This window comes from Stenotrophomonas sp. OVS01A, from assembly GCF_019969775.1.
Lineage (GTDB): Bacteria > Pseudomonadota > Gammaproteobacteria > Xanthomonadales > Xanthomonadaceae > Stenotrophomonas > Stenotrophomonas indicatrix.
This window is the reverse complement of record NZ_JAHXYV010000001.1, coordinates 388,018-414,082: the sequence shown is the minus strand read 5'-3', so window position 1 is coordinate 414,082 and position 26,065 is coordinate 388,018. Positions and strand designations below refer to the sequence as shown.

Sequence of the window (26,065 nt, the reverse complement as noted above, 5' to 3'; positions counted from 1 at the left end):
GCACGCCTATAATTCCGCGATGAATTCCACTGCTATCGCTTCCGACGACTTCCTCGGCCATCCCAAGGGCGTCTACGTCTGCTTCTTCACCGAAATGTGGGAGCGCTTCTCCTTCTACGGCATGAAGGCGCTGCTGCTGCTGTACCTCACCAAGTACCACCTGTTCGGCGACAAGGCTGGGCTGGACCTGCTCGGCGCCTACGGCGGGCTGGTGTACTGCATCCCGGTGTTCGGCGGCATGTTGGCCGACCGCTGGCTGGGCATGCGCCGGGCGGTGCTGTTTGGCGGCATCCTGCTGGTGCTCGGCCACCTCGGCATGGCCTTCGAGGGCCACGCTGCATACCGGGTCAATGGCGAAGTAGTGCGCGACACCTCGGCATTGGCCGTGACCTACCTGTCGCTGGCGCTGATCATCATGGGCGTCGGCTTCCTCAAGCCGAACATCTCCACCATCGTCGGCAAGCTCTACCCGCAGGACGATCCACGCCGCGATTCGGGCTTCTCGCTGTTCTATGCCGGCATCAACCTGGGCGCCCTGTTCTCTTCGCTGGTGTGCGGTTTCCTGGGCGAGGTCTACGGTTGGAAGTACGGCTTCGGTGCGGCCGGCATCGGCATGCTGGCCGGCCTGGCGATGTTCCTGTGGGGCCAGAAATACCTGCAGGGCCACGCCGAGCCGCCGCAACCGGCGACCTTGAAGCAGAAGGTGCTGGGCCTGCCGCGCGAATGGCTGATCTACCTGTGCGCGGTGATCGGCGTGCTGCCGGTGGCCTGGCTGATGTGGGCGGCCGGCAACGGTGCCTTCGCGCTTGGCGGTGAAATCAGCCTGGCGCTGATGCTGATGCTGGTGGTGCTGGGCGGCGTGCTGGTCTGGTTCGCCTGGTTCACCGGCACCCAGTGCACGCCGGTGCAGCGCCAGCAGATGGTCGCGCTGATGGTGCTGATCTTCATGGCGCTGGTGTTCTTCACGATGTACGAGCAGTCGTATGGCTCGTGGGTGACCTTCACCGACCGCCTGCTGACCAAGGACATCGTGCCGGCGCTGGTGATCCGCGAAGGCTCACCGCTGCCGTGGTCGATCCTCTCGCTGCTGCTGGCACCGCTGGGCTTCGTGGTCAGCGCGCGCCTGTCCGAGCGTCGCCCCGGCTCGTCCGCGCCGCGCACGTTCTTCATCGCCATCGTCGCGCTGATGCTGGTGCTGCTGGTACGCGACTGCCTGGTGATTCCGCAGACCGCCGGTTCGCTGACCTACCTCGGCGGTCTGTTCCTGGTGCTGCTGGCGCCGGCCTTCGCCGCGTTGTGGACCTGGATGGACCGCCGTGGCTGGGAACCGGGCAAGCCGGTGAAGTCGGCCTGGGGCCTGGTGATCGGTGCGTTGTCGTTCGTACCGCTGGCGCTGGCCGCGCAGCACGTTGGTGCCACCGGCGAGATGGCCAGCGTCTGGTGGCTGGTGCTGGCCTACTTCCTGCTGGCCAGCGGCGAGATGTGCCTGTCGCCGGTCGGCCTGTCGGCGGTCACCCAGCTGGCGGTGCCACGGGTGATGAGCCTGATGATGGGCACCTGGTTCCTGGCGACGGCCTTCTCCGAAACACTGGCCGCGCTGTTCGGCAAGCTGGCGGCGATCGACGTACCTGAGGGCGAAACGCTGGACATGGCCGCTGCGGCCGGTGCCTATGCGCACCTGTTCTGGCTGCTGATGTGGATCGGCCTGGGCTGCGCGTTGCTGGCCTTCATCGCTGCGCCGCTGTTGAAGCGGATGATGCATGGGGTGAAGTAACGCCCGGCGGCAGGATGCCGCGGCGGCCACCACTTGGGTCGCCGCCGCGCGTGTTTCAGGGCGCCTTGCCCTTGTCGGAAGACGTCGCGGCGGCAGCCGTGCTACCGCCCAGGCTGCGTGACAGGAAGGCAAGCAATCGGCTGTAGTAGTCGCGCTGGTTGGCCTCGGCGTACAGTCCATGCCCCTCGCGCGGGTAATACAGCGCTTCCACGGGCACGCCGGCCTGTTTCAATGCAGCTTCCATGCGTTCGGTGTGCTGCACCGGGGCGCGCAGATCTTCGCGACCAGCGGCCAGCAGCACGGGCACCTTGATGCTCGCCGCAAGATTCACCGGCGACACCGCCGCCAGCGTGGCCGGATCACCCAGCCACTCCTGCAGATAGGTCACGCCGGAGGCGCGATCCTGGATGTCGCCGCGTTTGAACATCAACGGCAGGTCGTACACCCCCACATAGCCTGCCGCGCAGCGGTACAGCCCCGGCTCGCGCACAGCGCCCATCATGGCCGAGTACGCACCGTAGCTGGCACCGTAGATGCAGATGCGTGCGCTGTCGGCGATGCCTTGGCTGATCGCCCAGCGGGTGGCGTCGGTCACATCGTCCTGCATCGCGCGGCCCCATTGCCGGGCAGCGGCCTGGGTATGTGCACGGCCGTAGTTGCCCGAGCCGCGGAAGTTGACCTGCAGCACCGCGTAGCCGGCGTCGGCCAGCAACTGGTTCTCGCGCTCGAAACCACCATCATCGAACACGCCGATCGGGCCACCATGCGGGACCACCACCATCGGCAGGTTGTTGCCTTCACTGCCCTTGGGCAGGGTCAGGAAGCCATGCAGCGGCAGGCCGTCCCGCGCAGCCAGGGTGATCGGGCGAACGCTGGCACCGCCATCGCGATCAAACCAGCGATGGCGGCTGGTGAGGAACGCGGCGTTGCGGGTGGCGGTGGTGTATAGGAAATAGTCGCCGGGATTGGTCGCAGAGCTCACCTTCACCAGCAGACGCGCGTTGTCGCGGGTGCCGGTGAGCAGGCTCACCACCTGCCCGGGAAACGCCTTTTCAAGCCGGCGCTGGGTGCTGGCGGTCGGCGACTGCTCATCGAAAAAGGCGGTGCGCGTGACAGCGCCGACGAACTGGATACCCACCGGCACGCGCGTGCCGGGCTGGTAGACCACGCGGGTGGGGTCGACGGTGTCGTCCTGCAGCAGCGTACGCCGTTCTCCGCTGACCGGATCCCAGCTGACCACCGTATCGGGGCCGCGGGCCTGCTCCACCACCAGGTAGGCCAGCCGGTTGTCGGCGGAGAAGCCGATCGGGCGTTCGATGCGATGGCTGTTGCCTTCGTCGTTGACCAGGGTCCAGCGATCGCGGTCCTGGCGATAGTAGAGCTTGTTGACGTTGTCGGCGGCGGCACCGTGGGCGAAGCGCAGTTCACCTTGATTGTCGGTGGTGAACGTTGCGCGCTGCACCGGCGAGCGCGAGACCAGGACGCGGCGCCCGGTGATGACATCCATCCGTTCCAACCGCGTATTGGTGTCGTTGGCAAATGGCCACAGCGAGATCAACACGTTGCGCTCGTCGGCAGCCAGCGGATCGGCCAGGAATGCAGCGACCTGCTCGGCCACCCGTCCGGTCACGAAGCCGGGCTCGTCCGGGCGCGCACGGTAACCGACCAGCAGATCACCGCGCTTGCCATTGGCATCGATGGCATACAGTTCGCCGGTCGGCCGTGGCTGGTCCAGTGGCCCCCATTTCTCGGCCAGGCCGATGAGCAGGCGGGTGTCACTCACCCAGTCGACCTCGGCTGCATGATTGTTGCGTGGCGGCCGGAAATTGCCGACCAGTTCCATCGTGTCGGTACGCAGCACCGCCACGGCAGTTGCGCCGTCCAGTGGCAAGGTCATGGCCAGGTATTCGCCGGTGGGCGAGAGCTGGATGTCATTGAACTCCGCGCGGCGTACGTAGCCGTCCAGCGAAACCTCCGCAGCCTCCGCCCCACCCACGCCGCAGATGGCCATCAATGCGGCCAGCACCGTTGCATGTTTCATGACGTTCTCCTTCAAGCCGGGCATCCCCCTGCCCGGTACCGGGTCCGCGGCGCGCGGCTCGCCTGCCTTACGGCGCCTTGTCGGCGCCTGCGCTCGCGCTGGTGCTGGCGGTGCCACCGCCCAGGCTGCGTGACAGGAAGGCCAGCAGCCTGCTGTAGTACTCGCGCTGGTGCTCAGGCCGGTGGAAACCGTGCCCTTCGGTGCGGTAGTACAGGCTCTCCACCGGTGAGCCGGCCGCCTTCAGCGCTGCCTCCATGCGCTCGGTGTGCTTGATCGGCGCACGCGTGTCTTCGCCGCCAGCGGCCAGGAACACCGGCACTTTCAGCTGCGCGGCCAGGTTCACCGGCGAACGGGTTCCCAGTGTCTTCGGATCGCCTACCCATTCGCGCTGCCAGGCCATGGCCGAATCGCTCAACTGTGCCTCACCACTGAACATCAGCGGCAGGTCGTACACACCGACGTAGCCGGCCGCGCACTGGTACAGCCCGGGTTCGCGAATCGGCCCCATCATCGCGGCATACGCACCGTAGCTGGCCCCATAGATGCAGATGCGGTTGCTGTCGGCGATGCCCTCTGCGATGGCCCAGCGGGTGGCGTCGGTCACATCGTCCTGCATGGCCGCGCCCCACTGCTTCGCACCCGCCTGGGTGAACGCGCGGCCATAGTTGGCCGAACCACGGAAGTTGACCTGCAACACGGCATACCCTGCCGCCGCCAGCATCTGCGGCTCGTTGCTGTAGCTGCCCTCATCGAATACGCCGAAGGGGCCACCGTGCGGCAGCACGACCAATGGCAGATTGCGCCCTTCGCTGCCCGGCGGCAGGGTCAGGAAGCCGTGCAGCGGCAGTCCATCGCGCGCCTTCAGCGAGAACGGACGCACGGTGGCGGCCAGTTTCGGGTCGATCCATTCGCTGCGGCTGAGCAGATGCTCGGCCGCCTTTGCGCGGGTGTCGAACAGGTAGAAATCCCCGGGATTGCTGCCGGACCACGTCTGCACTACCACCTTGCCGCCATCGCGGGTACTGGAGGTGATGAACACCGGGCCGCCGAACGCCGCTTCAAGGCTGCGGTACTGACGGGCATCGGCGCCCTTCTCATCGAAGAACCGCGTGCGCGGTGCATCGCCAGCAAACAGCGCGCCCACCGGCACGCGGGTGCCCGGGCGGAAGATGATCGCGTAGGGATCGACCACGCCATCGCGCAGCACCTCGCGCCGTTGGCCGGTCTGCGGATTCCAGCTGACGATGGCATCGGGCCCGGTGGGCTGCTCGACCTGCAGATAGGCCAGCGCGCCATCTTCGGAGAAGCCGATTGCGGTTTCTATCCGGTGGCTCAGCGACTCGTCATTGACCAGCGACCACTGCGCATTGGTCCCGGCGCGGTAGTAGAGCTTGTTGACGTTGTCCGACGCTGCGCCGTGGGCGAAGCGCACTTCACCCTGATGATCGGTAGTGAAATCGGCACGCTGCACGGGTGAACCGGAAACGCGCACGCGACGCCCACTGACCACGTCAAGCCGCTCGACCCGGGTGTAGGGGTCCTCGGCGAAGGGCCATACCGCGATCAGCACATTGCGGTCGTCGCCCGCCAGTTCGTCGGTGAGGAAGGCCGCGACGTCCTCCACCTTCTTCGGCTGGATGCGCGTGCCCAACCCGCGCCCCTGCACGCGGTAGCCGACCAGCAGTTCCCCGCCCTTGCCATCGACGTTGACCCCGTACAGTTCACCGGTGGGCTGCGGCGTATCGAGTACTCCGAGCTTCTCGGCCAGGCCGACCAGCAGGCGCTCGTTGCTCACCCATTCAAAGGTGTTGGCGTGGTTCTTGTCCTGCGGGCGGAACACGCCGGCAGGCTTGCGGTCGGACGTGCGCAGGATGACCAGCGCGGTGGAATCGTCCAGCGGTACCGTGCCGGCAACGTAGTCGCCGCCGGGCGAGAGCTTGACGTTCGAAAACGACTCCGGTTTCAGGTACTTCTCCAGGTCCACCCCGCCGGTACCCGCCGACGTCCCGCCCACCACCGCGCACAACAGCGCGGCAAGTACAGTCCTGCGCATCCTTCCCCCTCCCTGCCCGGACACCCTGTCCAGATTCGCCGATTCTAGGCAGGCCCGCGATGGCTCCGCCAGTGGCGAGGCGCCATCGCCGGACTCAGGGCGCCTTCTCTGCATTGCCAGCGGCCGTCACCTGCGCCGTTGCTCCGCCCAGGCTGCGCGACAGGAACGCCAGCAGGTGGCCGTAGTAGTCGCGCTGGTTGGCCAGGTTGTACAGCCCATGCCCTTCGTTCTTGTAGTACAGGGCCTGCACAGGCGTTCCGGCCTGCTTCAATGCCGCCTCCATCCGCTCGGTATGCAGCACCGGTGCGCGCTGGTCTTCGCGGCCGGCGGCCAGCAGCACCGGCACGCCAACCTGCGCGGCCAGGTTGACCGGCGAGCGTTCGACAAGATCCTTGGGCCGTCCCAGCCACTCGCGCAGGTAGATCAACCCGGATTCATCACTCTGGATATCCCCGCGCGCATACATCAAGGGCAGGTCGTAGATGCCAACGTAACCTGCCGCACAACGGTAAAGACCCGGCTCTCGCACCGTCCCCATCAGCGCCGCATAGGCGCCGTAGCTGGCCCCATAGATGCAGATGCGTTCACGGTCGGCAATTCCCTGCTCGATGGCCCAGCGCGTGGCATCGGTCACATCATCCTGCATCGCCGCGCCCCACTGTTTGCGCGCAGCCTGCGCATGTGCGCGCCCGTAACCGGCCGAGCCACGGAAATTCACCTGCAGCACGGCATAGCCGGCGGCCGCCAGCATCTGCGTCTCGGTGGAGTACGTGCCATCGTCCAGGACCCCGATCGGACCGCCATGCGGCACCACCACCATCGGTAGCGCGCGCATCGGCACCCCCGGTGGCACGGTAAGGAACCCATGCAGGGGGCGGCCGTCGCGGGCCTGCAAGGTGATGGCGCGTACGTCGGCACTCTGCGCCGGGTCGATCCAGTCGCTGCGGCTGATCAGGTGCCGGGCGCGCTTGCCCAGCGTGTCATACAGGTAGAAATCACCCGGATTGCGGCCCGACCAGGATTCCACCAGGACAGTGCTGCCGTCGCGGGTGCTGGAGGTGATGTATACCGGAGCACCCAGCGCGGTTTCCAGGCTGCGATAAAGCCGGGCATCCTCCGAGGTCTCATCGAAGAAGCGCGTGCGTGGGGTAGTGCCCATGAACAGCGCGCCCACCGGCACCTGCGTACCGGGGCGGTGGATGATGCGTGCAGGGTCGGCGAGCTCATCACGCAGAACCGTTCGCCGCTCGTTGCTCTGCGGGTCCCAGCTGACGATCACGTCGGGGCCTTCGGCCTGCTCCACCTGCAGATAGGCCAGGCGGCCGTCGGCCGAGAAGCCGATGGCCGCTTCGTTGCGCGGGTTCAAGGCCTCATCGTGCAGCAGTATCCATTCGCTGCTGGCACCGGCGCGGTAATACAGCTTCTTTTTCTGGTCAGGTCCGACGCCGTAAGCGAAGCGCACTTCGCCCCGGGCGTCGGTAGTGAAGGCGGCCTGCGCGATCGGCGCGCGCGCGACCGCGTTGCGGCGACCGGTGCTCACGTCCATGCGTTCGATCTGGGTGGCCGCGTTGTCGGTGAACGGAGTGACCGCCACCAGCACGTTGCGATCGTCGTCCTTCAACTCATCGGTGAGGAAAGCCGCCACCATTCCCGCAGGCTTGACCTTGATGTTGGTGCCCAGTCCGGTTTCAGCGGTGCGGTAGCCGACCAGCAGTTCTCCCCCCTTGCCGTTGGCGTTGATGCCGAACAGCTCGCCGGTGGGCGCCGGTCGATCCAGCACACCCAGCTTCTGCGCCATGCCCACCAGCAGGCGTTCATTGCTTACCCAGTCGAAGGTATGGGCGTGGTTGTTGCGGGGTGGGCGGAAGGTGCCGACCATCTTCATGTCGGCGATCCGGTAGATCGCCAGCGCCGTACCCGCCTCGATCGGAACCGTGGCAGCCACGTACTCGCCACCCGGCGAAATCTTGATGTCGGCGAATGCTTCCTGCCGCAGGTAGCGGTCCAGGTCCACCCCGCCGGTACCCGCCGACGTCCCGCCCACCACCGCGCACAGCAGCGCGGCAAGCATAATCCTGCGCATCCTTCCCCCTGAGAACGGGCCCCCTGCCCGCAGTCTCGATTCTAGGCAGGCAAGCGGGCGCGCCGCCAGTGGGCAGAAAAAACGACGGCACCGTTGCCGGTGCCGTCGTTGCCACTACCTTGGAGAGAGAGTAAGGACGTGGGTTCGGGGGGCGTGCGCCGGGTCAATGGACCCCGCGCACCGCCAGAGTGAGGGCCAGGATGCTGAGGATCACCGCGATGGTGCCGTCCAGCACGCGCCAGGTGCTGGGCTTGGTGAACAGCGGCGCAAGCAGGCGCGCGCCCAGGCCCTGCGCGGTCAGCCACAGGCAGCTGGCGGTGACCACGCCGGCCGCGAAGGCCATGCGCGCATTGCCGAAGTTCTCGGCGATGGAGCCGATCACCATCATGTCCAGCCAGAAGTGCGGATTGATCAGCGAGAAGCCGACCGCCGCCATCAGCACCGCACGACGGCTGCCGTCGTCGCTGTCGGCTTCGCCCATGCCACCGCCACCGGCGATCGCACGGCGTGCCGACTTCATCGCATACCAGGCCAGGAAGGCCACACCGGTCCAGAGGACGGCGGTGGTCAGCCACGGCAGCGCGGTGGTGAGCGTGCGCAGGCCGGCCACGCTGGCGAAGATGAAGATTGCATCGATGGCCGCGCAGGTGGCGACCACCGGCACGATGTGCTTGCGCAGGATGCCCTGGCGCAGGATGAAGGCGCTCTGGGCGCCGACCACGGCAAACAGGCCGATGCCGGTAGCCGCACCACTGAACCAGGCACCAAGGCCGGTGCTGGCGGAGATGACCGAGAACATGGGATTCACTACCTTGTCTTGCTTGGGGGGAGCGGTGCCTCGCGAAGGCGGACAGCACCGGAACGGGCGCCATTGTCGCGCCGCAACATAGAAAAGACGAGCTAAACTTACTAAACCAACATTAGCGGAGCTTAATCGCCATGCGCATCGACCATGCCCAGCTGCGGGCCCTGGCTGCGGTGATCCGCGAAGGCAGCTTCGACCGTGCCGCGCAGTCGCTCAACGTCACCCCCTCGGCCATCTCGCAGCGGGTCAAGGCACTGGAAGACCGCATCGGCCGCCTGCTGGTCAAGCGCGGCACGCCTGCGACCGCGACTGCCGAGGGCCAGTTGCTGGTGCAGCTGGCCGAGCAGACCGCCCTGCTGGAGCACGACGCGCTGCACCGGATGGGCCTGGCCGACGAGGACCTGCCGCAGGCCAGCATCCCCGTAGCGGTGAACCACGACAGCCTGGAGACCTGGTTCCCACAAGCCGCCCAGCAGTTCGCGCAGGGCACCGGCACCACCCTGGACCTGCGGGTGGAGGACCAGGACCACACCGTCGAACTGCTGCGCCAGGGCACCGTGCTGGGGGCCGTGACCACCCTGGACGAGCCGGTGCAGGGTTGCCAGATCCACGCGCTGGGCAGCATCCGCTACGCCGCCACCTGTACGCCGGAGTTCCGCGAGCAGCACTTCGCCAAGGGCGTGACCGCACAGGCGCTGGCGCAGGCACCGGTGCTGGTGTTCAACCGCAAGGACGACATGCAGTCGCGCTTTGCCCGGCGCATGGCCGGCGCCGACCTGCCCAGCACAGCGCCGACATGGTGGATTCCTTCCACCCGCGCCTTCGTGCAGGCCAATCTGGGCGGGCTGGGCTGGACGATGAACCCGCTGCCGCTGGTCAAGCGCCATCTGGACGCCGGGCGCCTGGTCTACGTGCGGCAGCGAGCGTGGGAAGACGTGCCGCTGTACTGGCAGCACTGGAAAGGCGACGTGCAGACGATGGCGCTGCTGACCCGGGCAGTGCTGGACGCCGCCTCGGCACTGGTGCAGCGCAGGCGCTGAAGAGGGGACGGAGAGGATCAAGTCGCTTGTGCTACAAACGCCTTGATCCCCTCCGCCCCCTTTTCATGCAAGCATCGGTGCAACCGACGAGGGGGCTGACCGATGGAAACCGAACCGGTATTCCTGCATATCCGCGTGGTGATGGGGATCATCCTCGGCCTGTCCATCACCACCCTGCTGAAGGGGCTGGCGCAGATCATCGAACACCCGCAGCGGCGTGGCTGTTCGGCGCTGCACCTGTGCTGGGTGGTGTGGACGCTGGTATCGCTGGTGACCTTCTGGTGGTGGGAATTCCGCCTGGTTGAAGTACACCGCTGGACGTTTGAAATCTATCTGTTCGTGATCACCTACTGCGCGACCTGGTTCCTGCTGTGCGCGCTGCTGTTTCCCGAAGACCTGCGCGAGTACGGCAGTTACGGCAACTACCTGATGCAGCGTCGACGCTGGATCTTCGGGGTGGTCGCGATATTGACCCTTCTGGATCTTGTGGATACCGCGATCAAAGGGGGAAGCCGATGGCGGCTGCTGGGCGAGGCCTACCCCCTGCATACGGTGCTGATGCTCATCGTCGCCGCGCTGGGCTGGCATCTGCGCAGCACGCGCGCGCAACTGGGGCTGGCCGCAGCGACGCTGGCCTATCAACTGGGCTACTTCGCGGCGGAGTACTTCACCATCGGCAGTGAGTGAGGAGCGCCGCCGGTCTCCATCCAATCTCCATAGGCGTCGGCCACAATCGCCCGGTTCCATTCGACCGCAGGTTTCCCAGATGACGATCCACTACCGCAATGCCCGTCCCGATGACGCCGCCGCCTGCATCGACCTGCGCGGGCGCACCCGCGAGAACGCCTTCAGTGCCGCGCAACTGGCCGAACTGGGCATCACCGAAGAGAGCTGGGCCGCAGGTATCGCCGATGGCGATTCGATTGGCCGCGTCGCCTGGGAGGGCCAACGGATGGCCGGTTACTGCTTTGCCGACCGCGAAAGCGGCGAGGTGCTGGTGCTGGCCCTGCTGCCGGAATTCGAGAAGCGTGGCATCGGCCGGCAACTGCTGCAGGACGTGGTCAGCCTGAGCCGCGATGCCGGCCACAGCCGCCTGTTCCTGGCCTGCTCAGCCGACCCGCGCTCGCGTTCCCATGGCTTCTACCGGCACCTGGGCTGGAAGGCGACCGGCGAGATCGATGAGGCCGGTGACGAGATCCTTGAGCTGGCGTGATCGAGGGCATCGCCGGGCGTGGCCCGGCGCTACCGGGTGAGGCTGCCGCGAGTCGTCGGATGCTGCGTTGCATCAAAATCGGACCGGATGCGGTTAAAATTGCCACAGGAATGCTGCAAGGCGTTGTTTCTTCACGCTCTTTCCCTGTTTCTTGCGCATCCTGACCCCCTTCCCCGCCAACGATCCCGCCCCCATGAAGAAATTTGGCAAGGCCCTGCTCGCCCTGCTCGTGCTGCTGTTGCTGGTGGCCGCGCTGTTCCTGTACTGGCCGCTGACCCAGCGCTCGGTGCCCGCCGCGAACAACGACAAGCCCGTCGATGTCGTGCTGGTCGGCGCCGGCATCATGAGCATCACCCTGGCCACCTACCTGCAGGAACTGCAGCCGGACTGGAACATCCAGGTCTACGAGCGTCTCGACGGCGTCGCCGGTGAAAGCTCGGACGGCTGGAACAACGCCGGCACCGGCCACTCGGCATTCGCCGAACTGAACTACACCCCGGAACTGCCCGATGGCAGCATCGAGACCAAGCGCGCGGTCGGCATCGCCGAATCGTTCGAAGTCTCGCGCCAGTTCTGGTCGCACCAGGTGAAGGAAGGGCGGCTGAGCCAGCCCAGCGACTTCATCAACCCGACCCCGCACATGAGCTTCGTCTGGGGCGATGACAACATCGCCTACCTGCACAAGCGCCAGCAGGCGCTGGTGAAGAACCCGCTGTTCTACGGCATGCAGTACTCCGAGGACCCGGCGCAGATCAAGCAGTGGGCACCGCTGCTGATGGAAGGCCGCGACCCGAAGCAGAAGGTTGCCGCAACGTGGATGCCGCTGGGCACCGACGTCAACTTCGGCGTCATCACCCGCCAGCTGACCGCCGGCCTGCAGCACAGCCCGAACTTCGGCCTGCACCTCAACCACGAGGTCAGCGCACTGCGGCAGAACGCGGACAAGAGCTGGAACGTGACGGTGAAGGATCTCAAGGCCGGCACCGAATCGACCACCCACGCCCGCTTCGTGTTCATCGGTGCCGGTGGCGCGGCGCTGAAGCTGCTGCAGATGTCGGGCATCCCGGAATCGAAGGACTACGCCGGCTTCCCGGTGGGCGGCCAGTTCCTCGCCTTCCAGGGCCAGGACGTGACCTCGCGCCATGGCGTGAAGGCCTATGGCATGGCCGAGACCGGTTCGCCGCCGATGTCGGTGCCGCACCTGGATGCGCGCAAGCTGGATGGCAAACCGGTGGTCCTGTTCGGGCCGTTCGCGCTGTACAGCACCAAGTTCCTCAAGCACGGCTCATGGTGGGACCTGTATTCGTCGGTCAACCACAACAACGTCGGCCCGATGCTGGAAGTGGGCAAGGACAACCTAGACCTGGTGCAGTACCTGATGGGCCAGGCGCGCCTGAACGATGCCGATCGCCAGGCCGAACTGGTCAAGTACTTCCCCAATGCCAAGCCGGGCGACTGGAAGCTGGTCACCGCCGGCCAGCGCGTGCAGATCATCAAGCGTGATCCGCTGAAGGGCGCGGTGCTGCAGTTCGGTACCGAGATCGTGACCGACAAGGACCACACCCTCGCTGCGCTGCTGGGTGCCTCGCCGGGCGCTTCGACCTCGCCGCCGATCATGCTGGACCTGATGGCCAAGGCCTTCCCGGAACAGATGAAGGCCGGTTGGGAAGCCCGCCTGCGCGAGATCGTTCCCTCGTACGGCCGCAAGCTCAACGAAAGTGCCGCGCTGACCAACGAGATCCGCACGTTGACCAGCCAGACCCTGCACCTGCCCTATCTGGAAGTTCCGGTGGAAGCAGGTACGACGCCTGCACTGGCACCGACGGCCGCGCCAGCGCCGGCCCCGGCCAAGGAAAAGCGCAACGCCAACGAAGAGCTGCAGGCGCTGTAAGCCTGCGCTTGGCGGATGCCTGCGGACGGCCACCTTCGGGTGGCCGTCTGCGTTTGCGCGCGGCGACGGGTCGGATCCCTCCCGCACGGGAGCGCCCTGCCCCGTTCCGGGAGGCCCCTCGCAGGACCAGGGCCCAGTGCCTGCGGCAATGGGATCCCCCCCCTGACGCTTGCTGCGCGCCTGAAAGCCCCTGCGCAATGACGCGAATTGTAATGTTGTTAAGAATTATTTACATTTGCGTCCTGCGCAGTGACCGCGCCCCTCCCAGATGGACCTGACGTGCCCGAAGCCGCCGCCCCGGGTGCTGGACGACTGTTGCCGCCCCTTCCCCGCCTCTACGCTTCGAGCCCGCCATGACCCAGATTTTCCCCAGCCGCCTGCCCCGCCGTGCGCTGCTGCCCGCCGCCCTGCTGTCCTGCCTCACCCTGGCTGCGCCGTCGGCATTGGCCGAGGTCGCTGCCGACGCCTCCGATGCCAAGACCCTGGACCGGGTGAGCGTGCGCGCCGAGCAGTCCGCGCCGCCATCGAGCACCACCCGCCTGCCGATCACCCTGCAGGAAACGCCGCAGTCGTCCACGGTGATCGGCCTGCAGCGCCTGCAGGACGAATCGTTGTTCAGCCTCAACGACGTGATGCGCAATGTCACCGGCGTCAGCGTGTCCTTCTATGACACCCAGCGCCCGCTGTACTACGCGCGTGGTTTTGCCATCACCGATTTCCAGGTGGATGGCATTCCCACCTACAGCGGCTCGACCAACCAGGAATACGACACCGCCTTCTATGACCGGGTGGAAGTGATCCGCGGCGCCAACGGCCTGCTCAGCGGCGCGGGTGTGCCGTCGGCCACGGTGAACCTGCTGCGCAAGCGCCCGGGCAAGGAGTTCGACGCTTCGTTCTCGGTCAGTGCCGGCAGCTGGGACTACCGCCGCATGGAAGCGGACGTGACCGCACCACTGACCGCCGACGGCCGCTTCCGCAGCCGCGTGGTCGCCGCCTACACCGATCGCGATTTCTATTACGACCGCTACAAAGAGAACAAGATGGCCGGCATGGCCGTGCTGGAAGGCGATGTGACCGACAGCACCACGGTGACCGTCGGCTACCAGACCCAGGACAACAACCCGGTGGGCTCGACCTGGGGCACCGTGCCGTTCTTCGACAGCCAGGGCAACTTCGCCCATCTGCCGCGCTCGACCAACCTTGCACCGAAGTGGAGCTACTGGCAGCGCGAGACCAGCACGGTGTTCGCCAACCTGGAGCAGCGCTTCGGTGACAACTGGCTGCTTAAGATCAACACCGCCTACACGCGTGGCAACGTGCAGAACATGCGCCTGTACGGCACCGGCAATCCCGACCCGGTGACCGGCGCGGGCATCTACCTGCGCACCGCCGCCGGCGATTCGGAAGACACCCGCCGCAACGTCGACGCCTACCTGACCGGCACCTTCAACCTGTGGGGCCAGCAGCACGACGTGACCGTGGGCGCGCAGTGGGCCGACCTGGAAGGCACCACCAACACGCTGGCGCTGAACTATCCGCGCGACTGGGCTCGTTGCGGCAGCGAGCGCTGCTACTACATTCCCAACGTGCACGCCTGGGATGGCGACATCTCCGAAGTGACCTACACCCTCACCGGCGCACGCCGCGTGGCCAAGACCACGCAGAGCGGCTTCTACCTGGCCACCCGCCTGCGCCTGGCCGATCCGCTGGCGCTGATCGCCGGCGCACGCCTGAGCCGCTGGCAGACCCAGACCCGCGCCTACAACGCGGCCGGCGCTTACACCGCCACCAGCGGCGCATACAAGGTGAGCGATGAAATCACCCCGTACGTGGGCCTGGTGTATGACATCACCCCGAACGTGGCGGCCTATGCCAGCTACACCGAGATCTTCAACCCGCAGAACTACAAGGACCGCAACGAGAACCTGCTGGCGCCGGTGCAGGGCTCCAACCTGGAAGCGGGCCTGAAGACGCAGTGGTTCGACGGTCGCCTGACCGCCAACGCGGCGGTGTTCGAAGCCAAGCAGGACAACTACGCGGTGCGCGACATGAGCGTGCCGGAGGGCTCGTTGAGCGACGGCAGCTCGGCCTACATCGGCGTCAACGGCACCAAGGCGCGCGGCTGGGAAGTGGACGTCAACGGCGAGATCCTGCCGGGCTGGACGGTCAATGCCGGCTATACCCACGTCAAGGTGACCCGCGCGGCCACCGACCTGCTGTACGCCAATCCGGCCGAAGACCTGCTGCAGCTCAACACCCAGCTGCAGCTGCGCGGCGCGCTGGAACGCCTGAGCATCGGCGGTGGCGTGCAGTGGCAGAGCAAGGTGCAGGGCTACAACATCCCCTACCCGCTCGGCGGCACGGTGACGGTGAACCAGCCGGCGTATGCGCTGGTGCAGTTCAACGCCAACTACCGCATCAGCGACAACTGGACGGCGACGCTGAGCGTGCGTAATGCGCTGGACAAGACCTACTGGGCCAACCTGGACTACAACAACTACGGCGAACCGCGCTTCGTGGCGGCCAGCCTGCGCTGGAAGTTCTGAGCAACCCGGAAATGGTGGGTGCCGACCGTTGGGGGGCACACTGTTGGGGTTGGGTGCCGACCGTTGGGGGTGGGTGCCCACTGTTGGGGGTGGGTGCCGACCGTTGGTCGCCACGCTTCTGACGCTCCGCCACGACCCACCGACGTGGACCACCTGAATGGGCCCGCCTTCGCGCGGGCCTTTTCTTTGCTGCACTGCGGGTTGCACACCCCTCCGTAATTATGGCGTAATTATTCCAACGCCATTCGGAAGTCCGTCGATGAACCCGAGTTGGGACACGCTGGAGCGGGGCCGCCAGGCGCGGCTGGAACGCGCCGCGCCATGGGCCAGGGGCCACGAGGTGGCGGCTGGCGATGTCGCCGAGCTGCTGCACGCGCTGCTGGAGCCGGGTGACAAGGTCTGCCTGGAAGGCAACAACCAGAAGCAGGCCGACTTCCTCGCCCAGACGCTGGCCGACCTCGACCCGGCACGGGTGCATGACCTGCACATGGTGCAGTCGGTGCTGTCGCTGCCCTCGCACCTGGATGTGTTCGAACGCGGCATCGCCTCCAGGCTGGACTTCTCCTTCTCCGGGCCGCAGTCGGTGCGGCTCGCCAACCTGGTGGCCGAAGGACGCATCCAGATCGGTGCCATCCACACCTACCTGGAACTGTTCGGCCGCTACTTCATCGACCTCACTCCGCGTGTGGCACTGGTCGCGGCGCAGGCTGCCGACCGCCACGGCAATCTCTACACCGGCCCCAACACCGAAGACACGCCGGTGATCGTGGAGGCCACCGCATTCGGTGGCGGCATCGTCATCGCCCAGGTCAACGAGATCGTCGACACCCTCCCCCGCGTCGATATTCCTGCCGACTGGGTCAACTTCGTGGTGAAGGCGCCGCGCCCGAACCATATCGAACCGCTGTTCACCCGCGATCCGGCACAGATCTCCGAGATCCAGGTGCTGATGGCGATGATGGCGATCAAGGGCATCTACGCCGAGTACGGGGTGAACCGGCTCAACCATGGCATCGGTTTCGATACCGCAGCAATCGAACTGCTGCTGCCGACCTACGCCGAGTCGCTGGGGCTGAAGGGAAAGATCTGCCAGCACTGGGCACTCAACCCGCACCCGGCGCTGATTCCAGCCATCGAATCGGGTTTCGTCAAATCCGTGCACTCGTTCGGGTCGGAACTCGGCATGGAGAAGTACATCGCCGCGCGCGGGGATGTGTTCTTCACCGGCGCCGATGGTTCGATGCGCTCCAACCGTGCGTTCTCGCAGACCGCAGGGCTGTATGCCTGCGACATGTTCATCGGCTCCACCCTGCAGATCGACCTGCAGGGCAACAGCTCCACCGCAACGCGCGACCGCATCGCCGGCTTTGGCGGTGCACCCAACATGGGTTCGGATGCACGCGGCCGCCGCCACGCCAGCGACGCCTGGATCAAGGCGGGCCAGCAGGCCGCGCGGCCCGGCGAGATGCCACGCGGGCGCAAACTGGTGGTGCAGATGGTGGAAACCTTCCGCGAGCACATGGCGCCGGCCTTCGTCGACCGCCTCGATGCCTGGGAACTGGCCGAGCGCGCGAGCATGCCGCTGCCGCCGGTGATGATCTACGGCGACGACGTCAGCCATGTGCTGACCGAGGAAGGCATCGCCAACCTGCTGCTGTGCCGCAGCCCGGAAGAACGCGAGCAGGCGATCCGCGGCGTGGCCGGCTATACCGCCGTGGGCAGGGGACGCGACCGCGCCATGGTGGAAAACCTGCGCGACCGCGGAGTGATCCGCCGCCCGGACGATCTCGGCATCAACGTGCGCGATGCCAGCCGCGATCTTCTTGCCGCGCGTTCGGTGAAAGACCTGGTGCGCTGGTCCGGCGGTCTGTACGACCCGCCCAAGCGCTTCCGCAACTGGTAAGGGCCACGCCATGGAAACCCTCGACTATCGATTCGCCGGCACGACGCCCGTGCGCTTCCCCACCGATGCGGTGCTGGTGGGCGTACTGGCCTCGGGCAACCTGGAAATCCTGCTGGAACCGGCCGACCTGGACGGTGCGATGACCGTGCGCATCATCACCGCTGCACGTGGCTTCGGCACGGTATGGCAGGCGGTGATCGCCGACTTCGCTCAGCGTCATCCCCTGCGCGATGTACGCGTGTCGATCAACGATGCTGGCGCTACACCGGCGGTGGTCAGCCTGCGCCTGGACCAGGCCGTCGAGGCCCTGCTTGCCGGAGGCCAGCCATGACGCTCGCACAACGCACCAGCTATTACGAAGCCGATGCCCGCGCGCGCATCGCCGGGCTGCTTGATGCAGGATCGTTCCGCGAATTTCTCGGCCCAGCCCAGCGCGCCATCAGCCCGCATCTGGCGCAGCTGGACCAGCCTGCCGCCTTCGACGATGGCATCGTCGTCGGTGAGGGACACCTGCACGGCAAGCACGTGCTGGTGGCCGCACAGCAGGGTGAATTCATGGGCGGCGGCGTGGGTGAGGTGCATGGTGCCAAGTTGACCGGCCTGCTGCGCCGCGCGGCGGACACCCATCCCGATGGCGTGCTGCTGCTGCTCGATACCGGCGGTGTGCGCCTGCATGAAGCCAACGCCGGGTTGATCGCCATTTCCGAAATCATGCGCGCCACGCTCGGCGCGCGGGCTGCCGGGGTACCGGTGGTGGCACTGATTGGCAGTGGCAACGGCGCCTTCGGCGGCATGGGTATCGTCGCCCGCTGCTGCAGTACGGTGATCATGTCCGAAGAAGGACGGCTGTCGCTGTCCGGCCCCGAAGTGATCGAGACCGTGCGCGGCGTGGAGGAATTCGATTCGCGCGACCGCGCATTGGTGTGGCGGGTGACCGGTGGCAAGCACCGCTACCTGATCGACCAGGCGCAGGTGCTGGTGCCCGATGCGATCAGCGCGTTCGCCGAGGCCGCCTCGGATGCGCTGCAGCCAGACACCACCAGTGCCGACCCCGACGCAGCACTGGCCGCGCTGCAGGCACGCCACGCCGCGTTGAAGGCGCGCGTACAGGCGTGGGGCGACTGCAACGATGGCCTGCAGATCTGGGCACGCCAGGGCATTGCCGACCCGGAACGTCTGGCGCTGCTGGAAACCGATGCCTTCCTCGCTGCGACTGCACACCGGAGCCTGCCATGAGCCTGCCATTGAATTCGCTGCTGGACGCACTGTTCCCGCGTGGCCATACGATCGCGGTGAACGATTCGGTACTGACCGGCACAGCGACCACCGACGACGGTGAGGTGACGGTGATCGGCACCACCGACAGGATCGAAGTCGGTGTGGACCACGCGCTGGTGCTGGCCGACACCGTGCTGGCCAGCACCGCTGCTCATCCGCAGCGTCCCATCGTGATGCTGGTCGATACCGCCGGCCAGCGGCTGGCGCGCCGCGATGAGCTGCTGGGCATCAACGGCTACTTCGCCCACCTCGCACAGACCCTGGACCTGGCCCGCCGCCGTGGCGCGCGCCTGGTCACGCTGGTCTACGGCGAATCGGTCAGCGGCGGCTTCCTGTCGTTCGGGCTGATGGCCGACCTCATCCATGCCCTGCCCGATGCGCAGGTGCGGGTGATGGATCTGCGCGCGATGGCACGGGTGACCAAGCAACCGTTGGAAAAACTGCAGGCGCTCAGCCTGACCTCGCCGGTGTTCGCACCGGGCGTGGAGAACTACGTGGCGATGGGCGCAGTGCAATCGCTGTGGGATGGCGATCTGGCGCATCACCTGCTTGAAGCACTGCGTGCAGCCGTCGACGGTGACCATCGCGCTGCACTGGGCGCCGAACGGGGTGGCCGTACGCTGGCTGCGCAGGTAGCCACTGCTGTGAGCCAGGGCAATGCCTGAGCGGCCCGCCCGGCACACGCTGGTCTGGCTGTCGGCCGATGCCGATTGGCGGGCCGACCTGCCCGCGCACGAGCCGCGTCTTGCCGCCTGGTTCGCGCAGGGCTTCCCTGCAGTGGTGGCGCGTCGTGCCGCGGATGATGCCGATACGCGCCTGCGATTGGGCGTTCCGTTGCCACCGGCCGAAGGCAAGCAGCGCCTGTCGTTGCGCGTACCGCTGTGCGACGTCGCGCACATGCGCGCTCCGCCGGCGTTGAGCGAGCTGCTGGCAGCAGGCGACGCAGGTGTTCCACAGCCGTGGCAGGAATCACTCCACGACCTGCAGGCACTGGCGCCGGCCCGTGTGTTCGGCGCCTTCGCCTGGCAATGTCTGACCGCCCTGCCCTATGTACATGAGCGTTCGGACATCGACCTGCTGTGGCAGGTGACCGATGCCGCGCAGGCCGAGGCGCTGATCGCGCAGTTGCTGGCATGGCAGACCCGCCATCCGCATCGCCTTGATGGCGAGCTGTGCCTGCCCGATGGTGGCGCGGTGAACTGGCGCGAACTTGCCGGCCGCAGTCGCCAGGTACTGGTGAAACGCCTTGATGGAGCCGCATTGGAAGCGCGTGATGCACTGTTCGCCACGCGCGAGGCGATCGCATGATCGCCGCCCCGAAGCCGTTGCCGTCACGCGACGCGGTGGTCGACAGCGCACGCCTGGGACGGCTGGCCATTGCCAGCCTGCACGCCGAGCTGGCGTGCGCCCCGAAGCCGGGCCTGGTCACACCGTTCGACAGCGGCAGCCATGACGACATGGATGCTGGCACCTTCCTGCGCAGTCTTTTCGCCCTGCGCCACTACTTCACGGCGGTGGCCAGGGCCGGTGCCGCCGGCGCCCCCTTCACGGTGCTGCGCGATCACGGTATTGCCGCTGAAGCGGCCATGCTGGTCGCCACCGCCGGCATCAACACCCATCGCGGTGCGATCTTCAGCCTTGGCCTGCTGGTGGCCGCCGCCGCTGAGCGCAGGCGCGTGCATGGCCATGCCGTGTCGGGCGCGCAGGTGTGCCTGGCGGTTCAGCAGTGGAATGACGCACTCATCGCTGCGCCGCTGGACCCGCACAGCCCGGGACAGCGCGCACGTGCGCGTCATGGGGTCTGCGGCGTACGCGAACAGGCTGCCGCCGGCTACCCGGTGCTGCGCGAGCTGGCCCTGCCTGCCCTGCGCCATGCGCTGGACAGCGGCCTGCCGCGCGACGCCGCGTTGTGCCAGACGCTGATGCAGCTGGTGGCACAGGTGGACGATCTGAACCTGCTGCATCGCGGCGGTACCGAGGGCCTGCGCTGGGCGCAACAACAAGCGGCCACATTCCTTTCCGCCGGTGGCGCCTTCGCGCCGGACTGGCGCGTGCGCCTGCAGTCCATCGGAAATGCGTTCGTGAGGCGTCGGCTCAGCCCGGGTGGCAGTGCCGATCTGCTGGCCTGCGCCTGGTTCCTGCTGCAGCAGGAGGGCGCATGAGCCTGGCCCTGCTCTGCCCCGGACAGGGTGCGCAGCATCCGGCGATGTTCGACCATGTGCGCGGCATGGCCGCTGCACGCGCGGTACTGGATGCGGCGAGCGACGCGCTGGGGCGCGATGTGTTCGCGGCCGCGGCCGCCGACGACCGCTTCGACAACGCACAGGCGCAGCCGCTGCTGTGCGCTGCCAGCATCGCGCACTGGCATGCCCTGCGCGGCGCCGTGCCGGACCCGATCGTGGTGGCCGGGTACAGCATCGGCGAACTGGCGGCACATGCCATCGCCGACAGTTTCGACGTGACCACCTGCCTGTCCCTGTCGGCGCAGCGTGCACGATTCATGGACGCCGTCAGTCCGGTCGATGCCGGAATGCAGGCGATGCTGGGGCTGGATCGACAGACGGTGCAGACGTTGTGCGAATTCCACGGCACGCACGTGGCGATCGCCAACGGCACAGATCATTTCATCGTTGGCGGCACGCTGCCGGCACTGCGTGCGCTGGCCGTTGCCGCGCACGCACAGGGTGCTGAGGTGCGCGTGCTGCCGGTACATGTGCCGGCGCATACGCCACTGCTGTCGGCGGCGGTCGCACCGTTCGCCGCCGCACTGCAGGCCACCACGTTGCACGCGCCGCGCCTGCCGCTGCTGGCCGGCATCGACGCACGGCCGGTGCGCGACACCGCAGCGGTGGTGCACACGCTGTCCGCGCAGCTGACACAGACCATCGAATGGGCACAGGTGATGCGCCAGGCCTTCGAGCGCGGCGCACGGGTGTTCCTGCAGCTGGGCCCGGGCAACGCACTGGCACGCATGATCGCGCCGGCCTATCCGTGCTGCGAGGTACGCGCGATCGAGGAATTCCAGAGCCTGGACGGCGCGGCGGCGTGGGTCCGCAGCGCGCTGCAGCGGCTTCAATAACGGGTTTGAGCAGTACGTAACGCGCAGTACGTAACAGGCCATACCCCGGGATGGTGGGCTTCCATCCGTGCAACACGCGAATCAGGTGTCTGGGAGGGCGCATGACTCCACAAATTGCAACGATCATCGGTCTGGTGATCATGTTCATCGTCGCCACCGCGATGCCGATCAACATGGGCGCCGTTGCCTTCGCACTGGCCTTCATCGTCGGCGGGCTCTGGGTCGACATGGGGGGCAAGGAGGTTCTCGCCGGCTTCCCGGGCGACCTGTTCCTGACCCTGGTCGGCATCACCTACCTGTTCGCGATCGCGCAGAAGAACGGCACCATCGACCTGCTGGTGCACTGGGCGGTGAAAGCGGTACGCGGCCATATCGTGGCCATCCCGTGGGTGATGTTCGTGATCACTGCCGTGCTGACCGCCTTCGGCGCGCTGGGCCCGGCCGCGGTTGCGATCATCGGCCCGGTCGCGCTGCGCTTTGCCAAGCAGTACAACATCAATCCGTTGATGATGGGTCTGCTGGTGATCCATGGCGCGCAGGCCGGTGGCTTCTCGCCGATCAGCGTGTACGGCAGCATCACCAATGGCGTGGTGCAGAAGGCCGGGCTGGAAGTCACCGAAATGGCGGTGTTCCTGACCAGCCTCGGCTTCAACTTCATGATGGCCACGATCTGCTTCTTCGCCTTCGGAGGCATCGCGCTGCTGCGTCGCGGTTCGATCACTGCTGCGGGCACGGTGGGCAACGCGGAGCTGGCGATGGCCGGTGGCCCGCAGGCTTCGTCGCGGCAGTTCGCCATCGAAGGCCATGGTGCGCTGGTCGCAGCCGGTGGTGGCACCCTGTCCAACGATCCGGTGGCACTGGATGCGGTGGGCCTGACCCGCGAGCGCTTGTTCACCCTGATCGGCCTGCTCGGCCTGGGTGTGGCCGCGTTGATCTACAACCTCAACGTCGGCCTGGTCTCGATCACGGTTGCGGTGGTGCTGGCCCTGCTGTCGCCGCAGAGCCAGAAGGGTGCGGTGGACGGCATCAGCTGGTCCACAGTGCTGCTGATCTGCGGCGTGGTTACCTACATCGGCGTGCTGGAACATGCCGGTGCCGTGGACTTCATCGGCCACGGCGTCTCCAGCATCGGTATCCCGCTGCTGGGCGCGCTGCTGGTCTGCTACGTGGGCGGCATCGTCTCCGCATTCGCCTCGTCGGCGGCGGTGCTGGGCGCCACCATTCCGCTGGCCGTGCCATTCCTGATGCAGGGTCATCTCAGTGCCGCTGGCGTGATCTGCGCGCTGGCGGTGTCCTCCACCATCGTCGATGTCAGTCCGTTCTCGACCAACGGCGCACTGGTGGTGGCCTCGGCCGCGAAGGAAGAACGCGAAACGCTGTTCCGCCGCTTCCTGGTCTACAGCGGCCTGGTGGTGGCATTCGGCCCGCTGCTGGCGTGGCTGGTGTTCGTGGTGCCGGGCTGGATGTAAATGCCTGCGGTAGTGCCGGTCGCTGGCCGGCAACCTCGTGGATCCGCCGAACGATCACGGGTTGCCGGCCAGCGGCCGGCACTACCTGGCGTTACACTTTCCGCATGGCCATCGCTCCCGCTCCGCGTCCTCCGAAGAAGCGCGCCCCCCTGTATGAGGAGGTGGCCGAACACGTGCGCGAGCGGATCTACGACTACCGCCTGCCGCCGGGCGAGTGGATCGACGAGCCGGCGCTGTGCGAGGAACTGGCCATCAGCCGTACGCCCCTGCGCGAAGCGTTGAAGCTGCTCGCCGCCGAAGGCCTGGTGCAGATCGATGCCGGCCGCGGCGCACGGGTAACCCGGCTGACCCTGGAAGACCTCAACCAGCTGTTCCCGGTGATGGCGATGCTGGAAGGCCGATGCGCGCATGAAGCGGTCAAGCACATCGACGACGCAGGCGTGCAGCAGCTGGAAGACCTGCACGCGGCGATGGAAGCGGCGGCCGCCGAGGGCAACATCGCCGAGTACTACCGCAACAACTACCTCATCCACGAGACGGTGCAGCATTACGCCGGCAACCCGTGGCTGATCCGCATCACCCACGACCTGCACCGCATCCTGAAGATGCATCGCGGCCGCCAGCTGCTGGCGCCGGGCCGCACCGCGCAGTCGCTGGCCGAACACCGCGAACTGATGGACTGCTTCCGCCAGCGCGATGCTGCAGCCGCCGAACGCACGATGGAACGCCACCTGCTCAGCCAGGGCCAGGCCTTGGCTGCGTATGTGGCCAACGGCGGATTGTTGAACGTGCCTGCGCCGTTGCCGACCGAAGGCGGAAGCTGAGCTCATGGGGTTGCCGGCCAGCGGCCGGCACTACCCCGGCGAGGCCCGGTCACGGTAGTGCCGGCCGCTGGCCGGCAACCTCGATAGGTCACGTCCGGGTAGTGCCGGCCGCTGGCCGGCAACCTGGAATCTCTCCTCAATCGCCGCCGCCGCAGCCGCCTCCGTCACCACCCCCACCGCTGTCGCCGCTGCCGCAGTCCGAGCTGCTGTAGCTGTGGCTGCTGTGGCTGTCGCCGGAGGAACCACCAGAAGAATCATAGGCGCCACCGCCAGTGCCATCGCCCCGCGCGGGTGAGTCATCGGCGGTAGCCATCGCCATGCACAGGATCGCGCCGACCAGCGGCAGCAGCCACACCACCAGCAGCTGCCCGGCGCGGCTGCTGACGGGAAGGTCATCGCGGCCCAGCACCACGAAGCTGGCCACCAGGTTCAGCCCCAGCACCAGGGCAATCAGGACGAGGGTCACAGCCAGCATGGCGCAGCTCCTTGCATTGGGATCTTCAGGGTGACGCCATCAGCGCCTGGATCCGGCCGCGTTCCTGCAGCGGCCACTGGAAATCAACCGGGTATACGGGTTGGTGACCATCACGCTTGAGCAGGAAGATCCATTCCCGCCCCGTTTCGCGATCGCGGGCCGCCCCCAGGGAATCGTGCCACATGGTCCACAAGGGCACCCGCAGAGTCCCGGGCAGCCCACCCTTCTCCGGTCGCAGGACCTCATTGACCTGAAGCACCAGATGGATCTGGTTGTCCAGACCCGGCCCGGTGAGCGCCTTGACGTCGGTCACTGGCCGGCCAGCACCGTCGACCATCTCCACTGCCAGCACCTTGGCTACAACGATTTCCTCGGCCTCTGCCACCAGCGCCTGCAATGGTCTGGGCGCCACCGACGTTGCCGATGCCGGCGATGCTCCAGCCAGATACCCCAACGCCAGCCCCCCGACAAGCAACAGCGGTCGTAACGTCATCGGCTCTTTCTCCGTCCCTGGGCCCGCAGACGATACCACCGCCGCCGGTTCGCCCTGCCTGTCATGAAGATGGGACAATGTGGGGCGCGCCGGCCTGCCCTCGGGGCCGCCGGCCCCCTGCACCACACGGAAGAAGAAGAACAACAACATGCTGAAAGTCATTTTCGATACCGACCCGGGCGTCGACGACGCGCTGGCTCTGCTGTACCTGCACAAGCACCCGCAGATCGACCTGATCGGCGTCACCACCACCTTCGGCAATGCCTCGGTGGAGTCGACCACCCACAACGCGCTGTACCTGAAGCAGGCCTGGGGCCTGTCCGCGCCGGTCGCGCGCGGCGCCGAAGGTCCGCTGCAGCCCGAAGCCACCCCGGAAGCCTGGCCGGTGCACATCCATGGCCACAACGGCCTGGGCAACCACCCGGTGCCGGAAGCGCTGGACGCAACCGCCGACAGCCGTCCCGCCCACCAGCTGATCATCGATCTGGTGCGCGCCCATCCGGGCGAAGTGACCCTGGTGGCGGTCGGCCGCATGACCAACCTGGCGCTGGCCCTGCAGCAGGCCCCGGACATCGCCGGCCTGGTGCGTGGCGTGGTACTGATGGGCGGTGCGTTCCACGTCAACGGCAACATCACCCCGGCGGCCGAGGCCAACATCTGGGGCGACGCGGAAGCGGCCGACATCGTGTTCACCGCCCACTGGCCGGTCACCGCGATCGGCCTGGACGTGACCACCCGCGTCGAGATGAACCGCGACGGCCTGGACAAGCTGGCCGCGATCGGCGGCGCCGATGCCGAACTGGTGCGCGCCCTGTCGCAGGACTACGTCGACTTCTATCTGCAGGCCGGCCACAAGGGCATGGTCGTGCACGACTGCTGCGCCTGCATCGCCCTGACCCGCCCGGAGCTGTTCCAGTTCGAGCGCGCCAGCGTGCGCGTGGCCACCGACGGTGTCGCCCGTGGCATGACCATTCCCAAGCCGGAAGGCATGGGCTTCGGCCCCAGCGTGTGGGACGGCCATGTCCTGCAGTCCATCGCCATCGGCGTGGATGCGGCCGCGGTGCTGGCCGACATCGAGCAGACCCTGAAGGTCTAAGC

At 67.0% G+C, this 26,065-nt stretch carries 22 protein-coding genes; 16 read left to right on the top strand and 6 right to left on the bottom strand.

The annotated features are described in order from the left end of the window. Positions 1-19: 19 nt before the first annotated feature. Positions 20-1,774, top strand: a complete 1,755-nt coding sequence (locus LC407_RS02005) for an oligopeptide:H+ symporter (RefSeq protein ID WP_033830614.1) — start codon at positions 20-22, stop codon at positions 1,772-1,774. Positions 1,775-1,829: 55 nt separating this feature from the next. Here LC407_RS02005 and LC407_RS02000 read toward each other — a convergent pair whose 3' ends face one another. The 4 genes from LC407_RS02000 to LC407_RS01985 form a co-directional block, all read right to left on the bottom strand. Next, on the bottom strand, positions 1,830-3,815 hold the full coding sequence (locus LC407_RS02000; RefSeq protein ID WP_223482109.1) for a prolyl oligopeptidase family serine peptidase: 1,986 nt from the start codon (positions 3,813-3,815) through the stop codon (positions 1,830-1,832). A 67-nt stretch (positions 3,816-3,882) separates the two neighbouring features. Further along, positions 3,883-5,868: a S9 family peptidase gene (locus LC407_RS01995; RefSeq protein WP_223482108.1), complete on the bottom strand. Its 1,986-nt coding sequence runs from the start codon at positions 5,866-5,868 to the stop codon at positions 3,883-3,885. 94 nt (positions 5,869-5,962) lie between these two features. Further along, a complete protein-coding gene (locus LC407_RS01990; RefSeq protein ID WP_223482107.1) occupies positions 5,963-7,951 on the bottom strand; it encodes a S9 family peptidase in 1,989 nt (662 codons plus the stop codon). Positions 7,952-8,114: 163 nt separating this feature from the next. Next, positions 8,115-8,750, bottom strand: coding sequence for a LysE family transporter (locus tag LC407_RS01985; RefSeq protein WP_025873889.1), 636 nt, complete (start codon positions 8,748-8,750; stop codon positions 8,115-8,117). A 140-nt stretch (positions 8,751-8,890) separates the two neighbouring features. On the opposite strand from LC407_RS01985, the gene LC407_RS01980 reads away from it, so the two are divergent. The 14 genes from LC407_RS01980 to LC407_RS01915 all read left to right on the top strand — a co-directional run bounded on the left by LC407_RS01980 (position 8,891) and on the right by LC407_RS01915 (position 23,999). Beyond that, a complete protein-coding gene (locus LC407_RS01980) occupies positions 8,891-9,796 on the top strand; it encodes a LysR family transcriptional regulator ArgP (protein WP_025873890.1) in 906 nt (301 codons plus the stop codon). Positions 9,797-9,898: 102 nt separating this feature from the next. After that, positions 9,899-10,483 (top strand): hypothetical protein, encoded by a 585-nt coding sequence (locus tag LC407_RS01975; protein ID WP_025873891.1) that lies wholly within the window; start codon positions 9,899-9,901, stop codon positions 10,481-10,483. A 79-nt stretch (positions 10,484-10,562) separates the two neighbouring features. Next, complete coding sequence (locus LC407_RS01970; RefSeq protein ID WP_223482106.1) at positions 10,563-11,009, top strand: GNAT family N-acetyltransferase; 447 nt, start codon at positions 10,563-10,565, stop codon at positions 11,007-11,009. A 193-nt stretch (positions 11,010-11,202) separates the two neighbouring features. Further along, positions 11,203-12,900, top strand: a complete 1,698-nt coding sequence (gene mqo, locus LC407_RS01965; RefSeq protein ID WP_099783216.1) for a malate dehydrogenase (quinone) — start codon at positions 11,203-11,205, stop codon at positions 12,898-12,900. 353 nt (positions 12,901-13,253) lie between these two features. Beyond that, positions 13,254-15,446, top strand: a complete 2,193-nt coding sequence (locus tag LC407_RS01960) for a TonB-dependent siderophore receptor (RefSeq protein ID WP_223482105.1) — start codon at positions 13,254-13,256, stop codon at positions 15,444-15,446. A gap of 259 nt (positions 15,447-15,705) precedes the next feature. After that, positions 15,706-17,349, top strand: coding sequence for a malonate decarboxylase subunit alpha (gene mdcA / locus LC407_RS01955; RefSeq protein WP_223482104.1), 1,644 nt, complete (start codon positions 15,706-15,708; stop codon positions 17,347-17,349). Between the two features lie 10 nt (positions 17,350-17,359). Continuing rightward, positions 17,360-17,680: a malonate decarboxylase acyl carrier protein gene (gene mdcC, locus LC407_RS01950; RefSeq protein WP_223482103.1), complete on the top strand. Its 321-nt coding sequence runs from the start codon at positions 17,360-17,362 to the stop codon at positions 17,678-17,680. Continuing rightward, positions 17,677-18,585, top strand: a complete 909-nt coding sequence (locus tag LC407_RS01945; protein ID WP_223482102.1) for a biotin-independent malonate decarboxylase subunit beta — start codon at positions 17,677-17,679, stop codon at positions 18,583-18,585. The genes mdcC and LC407_RS01945 overlap by 4 nt, the downstream gene beginning before the upstream one ends. 2 nt (positions 18,586-18,587) lie before the next feature. After that, entirely contained in the window at positions 18,588-19,292 is a 705-nt protein-coding gene (mdcE, locus tag LC407_RS01940; protein WP_100436585.1) for a biotin-independent malonate decarboxylase subunit gamma, read from the top strand. Continuing rightward, the gene (gene mdcG, locus LC407_RS01935; RefSeq protein WP_223482101.1) at positions 19,285-19,935 is read left to right on the top strand and encodes a malonate decarboxylase holo-[acyl-carrier-protein] synthase; all 651 of its coding nucleotides are present in this window, start codon (positions 19,285-19,287) and stop codon (positions 19,933-19,935) included. Before mdcE ends, mdcG begins: the two co-directional genes overlap by 8 nt. Then, positions 19,932-20,789, top strand: a complete 858-nt coding sequence (gene mdcB, locus LC407_RS01930) for a triphosphoribosyl-dephospho-CoA synthase MdcB (RefSeq protein ID WP_223482100.1) — start codon at positions 19,932-19,934, stop codon at positions 20,787-20,789. The genes mdcG and mdcB overlap by 4 nt, the downstream gene beginning before the upstream one ends. After that, the gene (gene mdcH, locus LC407_RS01925) at positions 20,786-21,706 is read left to right on the top strand and encodes a malonate decarboxylase subunit epsilon (protein ID WP_223482099.1); all 921 of its coding nucleotides are present in this window, start codon (positions 20,786-20,788) and stop codon (positions 21,704-21,706) included. The genes mdcB and mdcH overlap by 4 nt, the downstream gene beginning before the upstream one ends. A 101-nt stretch (positions 21,707-21,807) precedes the next feature. Continuing rightward, positions 21,808-23,175, top strand: coding sequence for an SLC13 family permease (locus LC407_RS01920; RefSeq protein WP_032975926.1), 1,368 nt, complete (start codon positions 21,808-21,810; stop codon positions 23,173-23,175). A gap of 104 nt (positions 23,176-23,279) precedes the next feature. Next, positions 23,280-23,999: a GntR family transcriptional regulator gene (locus LC407_RS01915; RefSeq protein ID WP_088101547.1), complete on the top strand. Its 720-nt coding sequence runs from the start codon at positions 23,280-23,282 to the stop codon at positions 23,997-23,999. Between the two features lie 136 nt (positions 24,000-24,135). Here LC407_RS01915 and LC407_RS01910 read toward each other — a convergent pair whose 3' ends face one another. Then, entirely contained in the window at positions 24,136-24,474 is a 339-nt protein-coding gene (locus tag LC407_RS01910; protein ID WP_223482098.1) for a hypothetical protein, read from the bottom strand. Positions 24,475-24,499: 25 nt separating this feature from the next. Next, a complete protein-coding gene (locus tag LC407_RS01905; RefSeq protein ID WP_223482097.1) occupies positions 24,500-25,117 on the bottom strand; it encodes a hypothetical protein in 618 nt (205 codons plus the stop codon). Between LC407_RS01905 and LC407_RS01900 the strand changes: the two genes are divergently transcribed. After that, positions 25,116-26,063: a nucleoside hydrolase gene (locus LC407_RS01900; RefSeq protein WP_080149436.1), complete on the top strand. Its 948-nt coding sequence runs from the start codon at positions 25,116-25,118 to the stop codon at positions 26,061-26,063. The two genes, LC407_RS01905 and LC407_RS01900, sit on opposite strands and share 2 nt — an antisense overlap. The last annotated feature ends 2 nt before the right edge of the window (positions 26,064-26,065 follow it).

Bases quoted from the DNA above. Each gene is read 5' to 3' on its own strand.
- LC407_RS02005 (WP_033830614.1), top strand. From the start codon at position 20: ATGAATTCCACTGCTATCGCTTCCGACGACTTCCTCGGCCATCCCAAG.
- LC407_RS02000 (WP_223482109.1), bottom strand. From the start codon at position 3,815: ATGAAACATGCAACGGTGCTGGCCGCATTGATGGCCATCTGCGGCGTG.
- LC407_RS01995 (WP_223482108.1), bottom strand. From the start codon at position 5,868: ATGCGCAGGACTGTACTTGCCGCGCTGTTGTGCGCGGTGGTGGGCGGG.
- LC407_RS01990 (WP_223482107.1), bottom strand. From the start codon at position 7,951: ATGCGCAGGATTATGCTTGCCGCGCTGCTGTGCGCGGTGGTGGGCGGG.
- LC407_RS01985 (WP_025873889.1), bottom strand. From the start codon at position 8,750: ATGTTCTCGGTCATCTCCGCCAGCACCGGCCTTGGTGCCTGGTTCAGT.
- LC407_RS01980 (WP_025873890.1), top strand. From the start codon at position 8,891: ATGCGCATCGACCATGCCCAGCTGCGGGCCCTGGCTGCGGTGATCCGC.
- LC407_RS01975 (WP_025873891.1), top strand. From the start codon at position 9,899: ATGGAAACCGAACCGGTATTCCTGCATATCCGCGTGGTGATGGGGATC.
- LC407_RS01970 (WP_223482106.1), top strand. From the start codon at position 10,563: ATGACGATCCACTACCGCAATGCCCGTCCCGATGACGCCGCCGCCTGC.
- mqo (WP_099783216.1), top strand. From the start codon at position 11,203: ATGAAGAAATTTGGCAAGGCCCTGCTCGCCCTGCTCGTGCTGCTGTTG.
- LC407_RS01960 (WP_223482105.1), top strand. From the start codon at position 13,254: ATGACCCAGATTTTCCCCAGCCGCCTGCCCCGCCGTGCGCTGCTGCCC.
- mdcA (WP_223482104.1), top strand. From the start codon at position 15,706: ATGAACCCGAGTTGGGACACGCTGGAGCGGGGCCGCCAGGCGCGGCTG.
- mdcC (WP_223482103.1), top strand. From the start codon at position 17,360: ATGGAAACCCTCGACTATCGATTCGCCGGCACGACGCCCGTGCGCTTC.
- LC407_RS01945 (WP_223482102.1), top strand. From the start codon at position 17,677: ATGACGCTCGCACAACGCACCAGCTATTACGAAGCCGATGCCCGCGCG.
- mdcG (WP_223482101.1), top strand. From the start codon at position 19,285: ATGCCTGAGCGGCCCGCCCGGCACACGCTGGTCTGGCTGTCGGCCGAT.
- mdcB (WP_223482100.1), top strand. From the start codon at position 19,932: ATGATCGCCGCCCCGAAGCCGTTGCCGTCACGCGACGCGGTGGTCGAC.
- mdcH (WP_223482099.1), top strand. From the start codon at position 20,786: ATGAGCCTGGCCCTGCTCTGCCCCGGACAGGGTGCGCAGCATCCGGCG.
- LC407_RS01920 (WP_032975926.1), top strand. From the start codon at position 21,808: ATGACTCCACAAATTGCAACGATCATCGGTCTGGTGATCATGTTCATC.
- LC407_RS01915 (WP_088101547.1), top strand. From the start codon at position 23,280: ATGGCCATCGCTCCCGCTCCGCGTCCTCCGAAGAAGCGCGCCCCCCTG.
- LC407_RS01910 (WP_223482098.1), bottom strand. From the start codon at position 24,474: ATGCTGGCTGTGACCCTCGTCCTGATTGCCCTGGTGCTGGGGCTGAAC.
- LC407_RS01900 (WP_080149436.1), top strand. From the start codon at position 25,116: ATGCTGAAAGTCATTTTCGATACCGACCCGGGCGTCGACGACGCGCTG.
- LC407_RS01905 (WP_223482097.1), bottom strand. From the start codon at position 25,117: ATGTTGTTGTTCTTCTTCTTCCGTGTGGTGCAGGGGGCCGGCGGCCCC.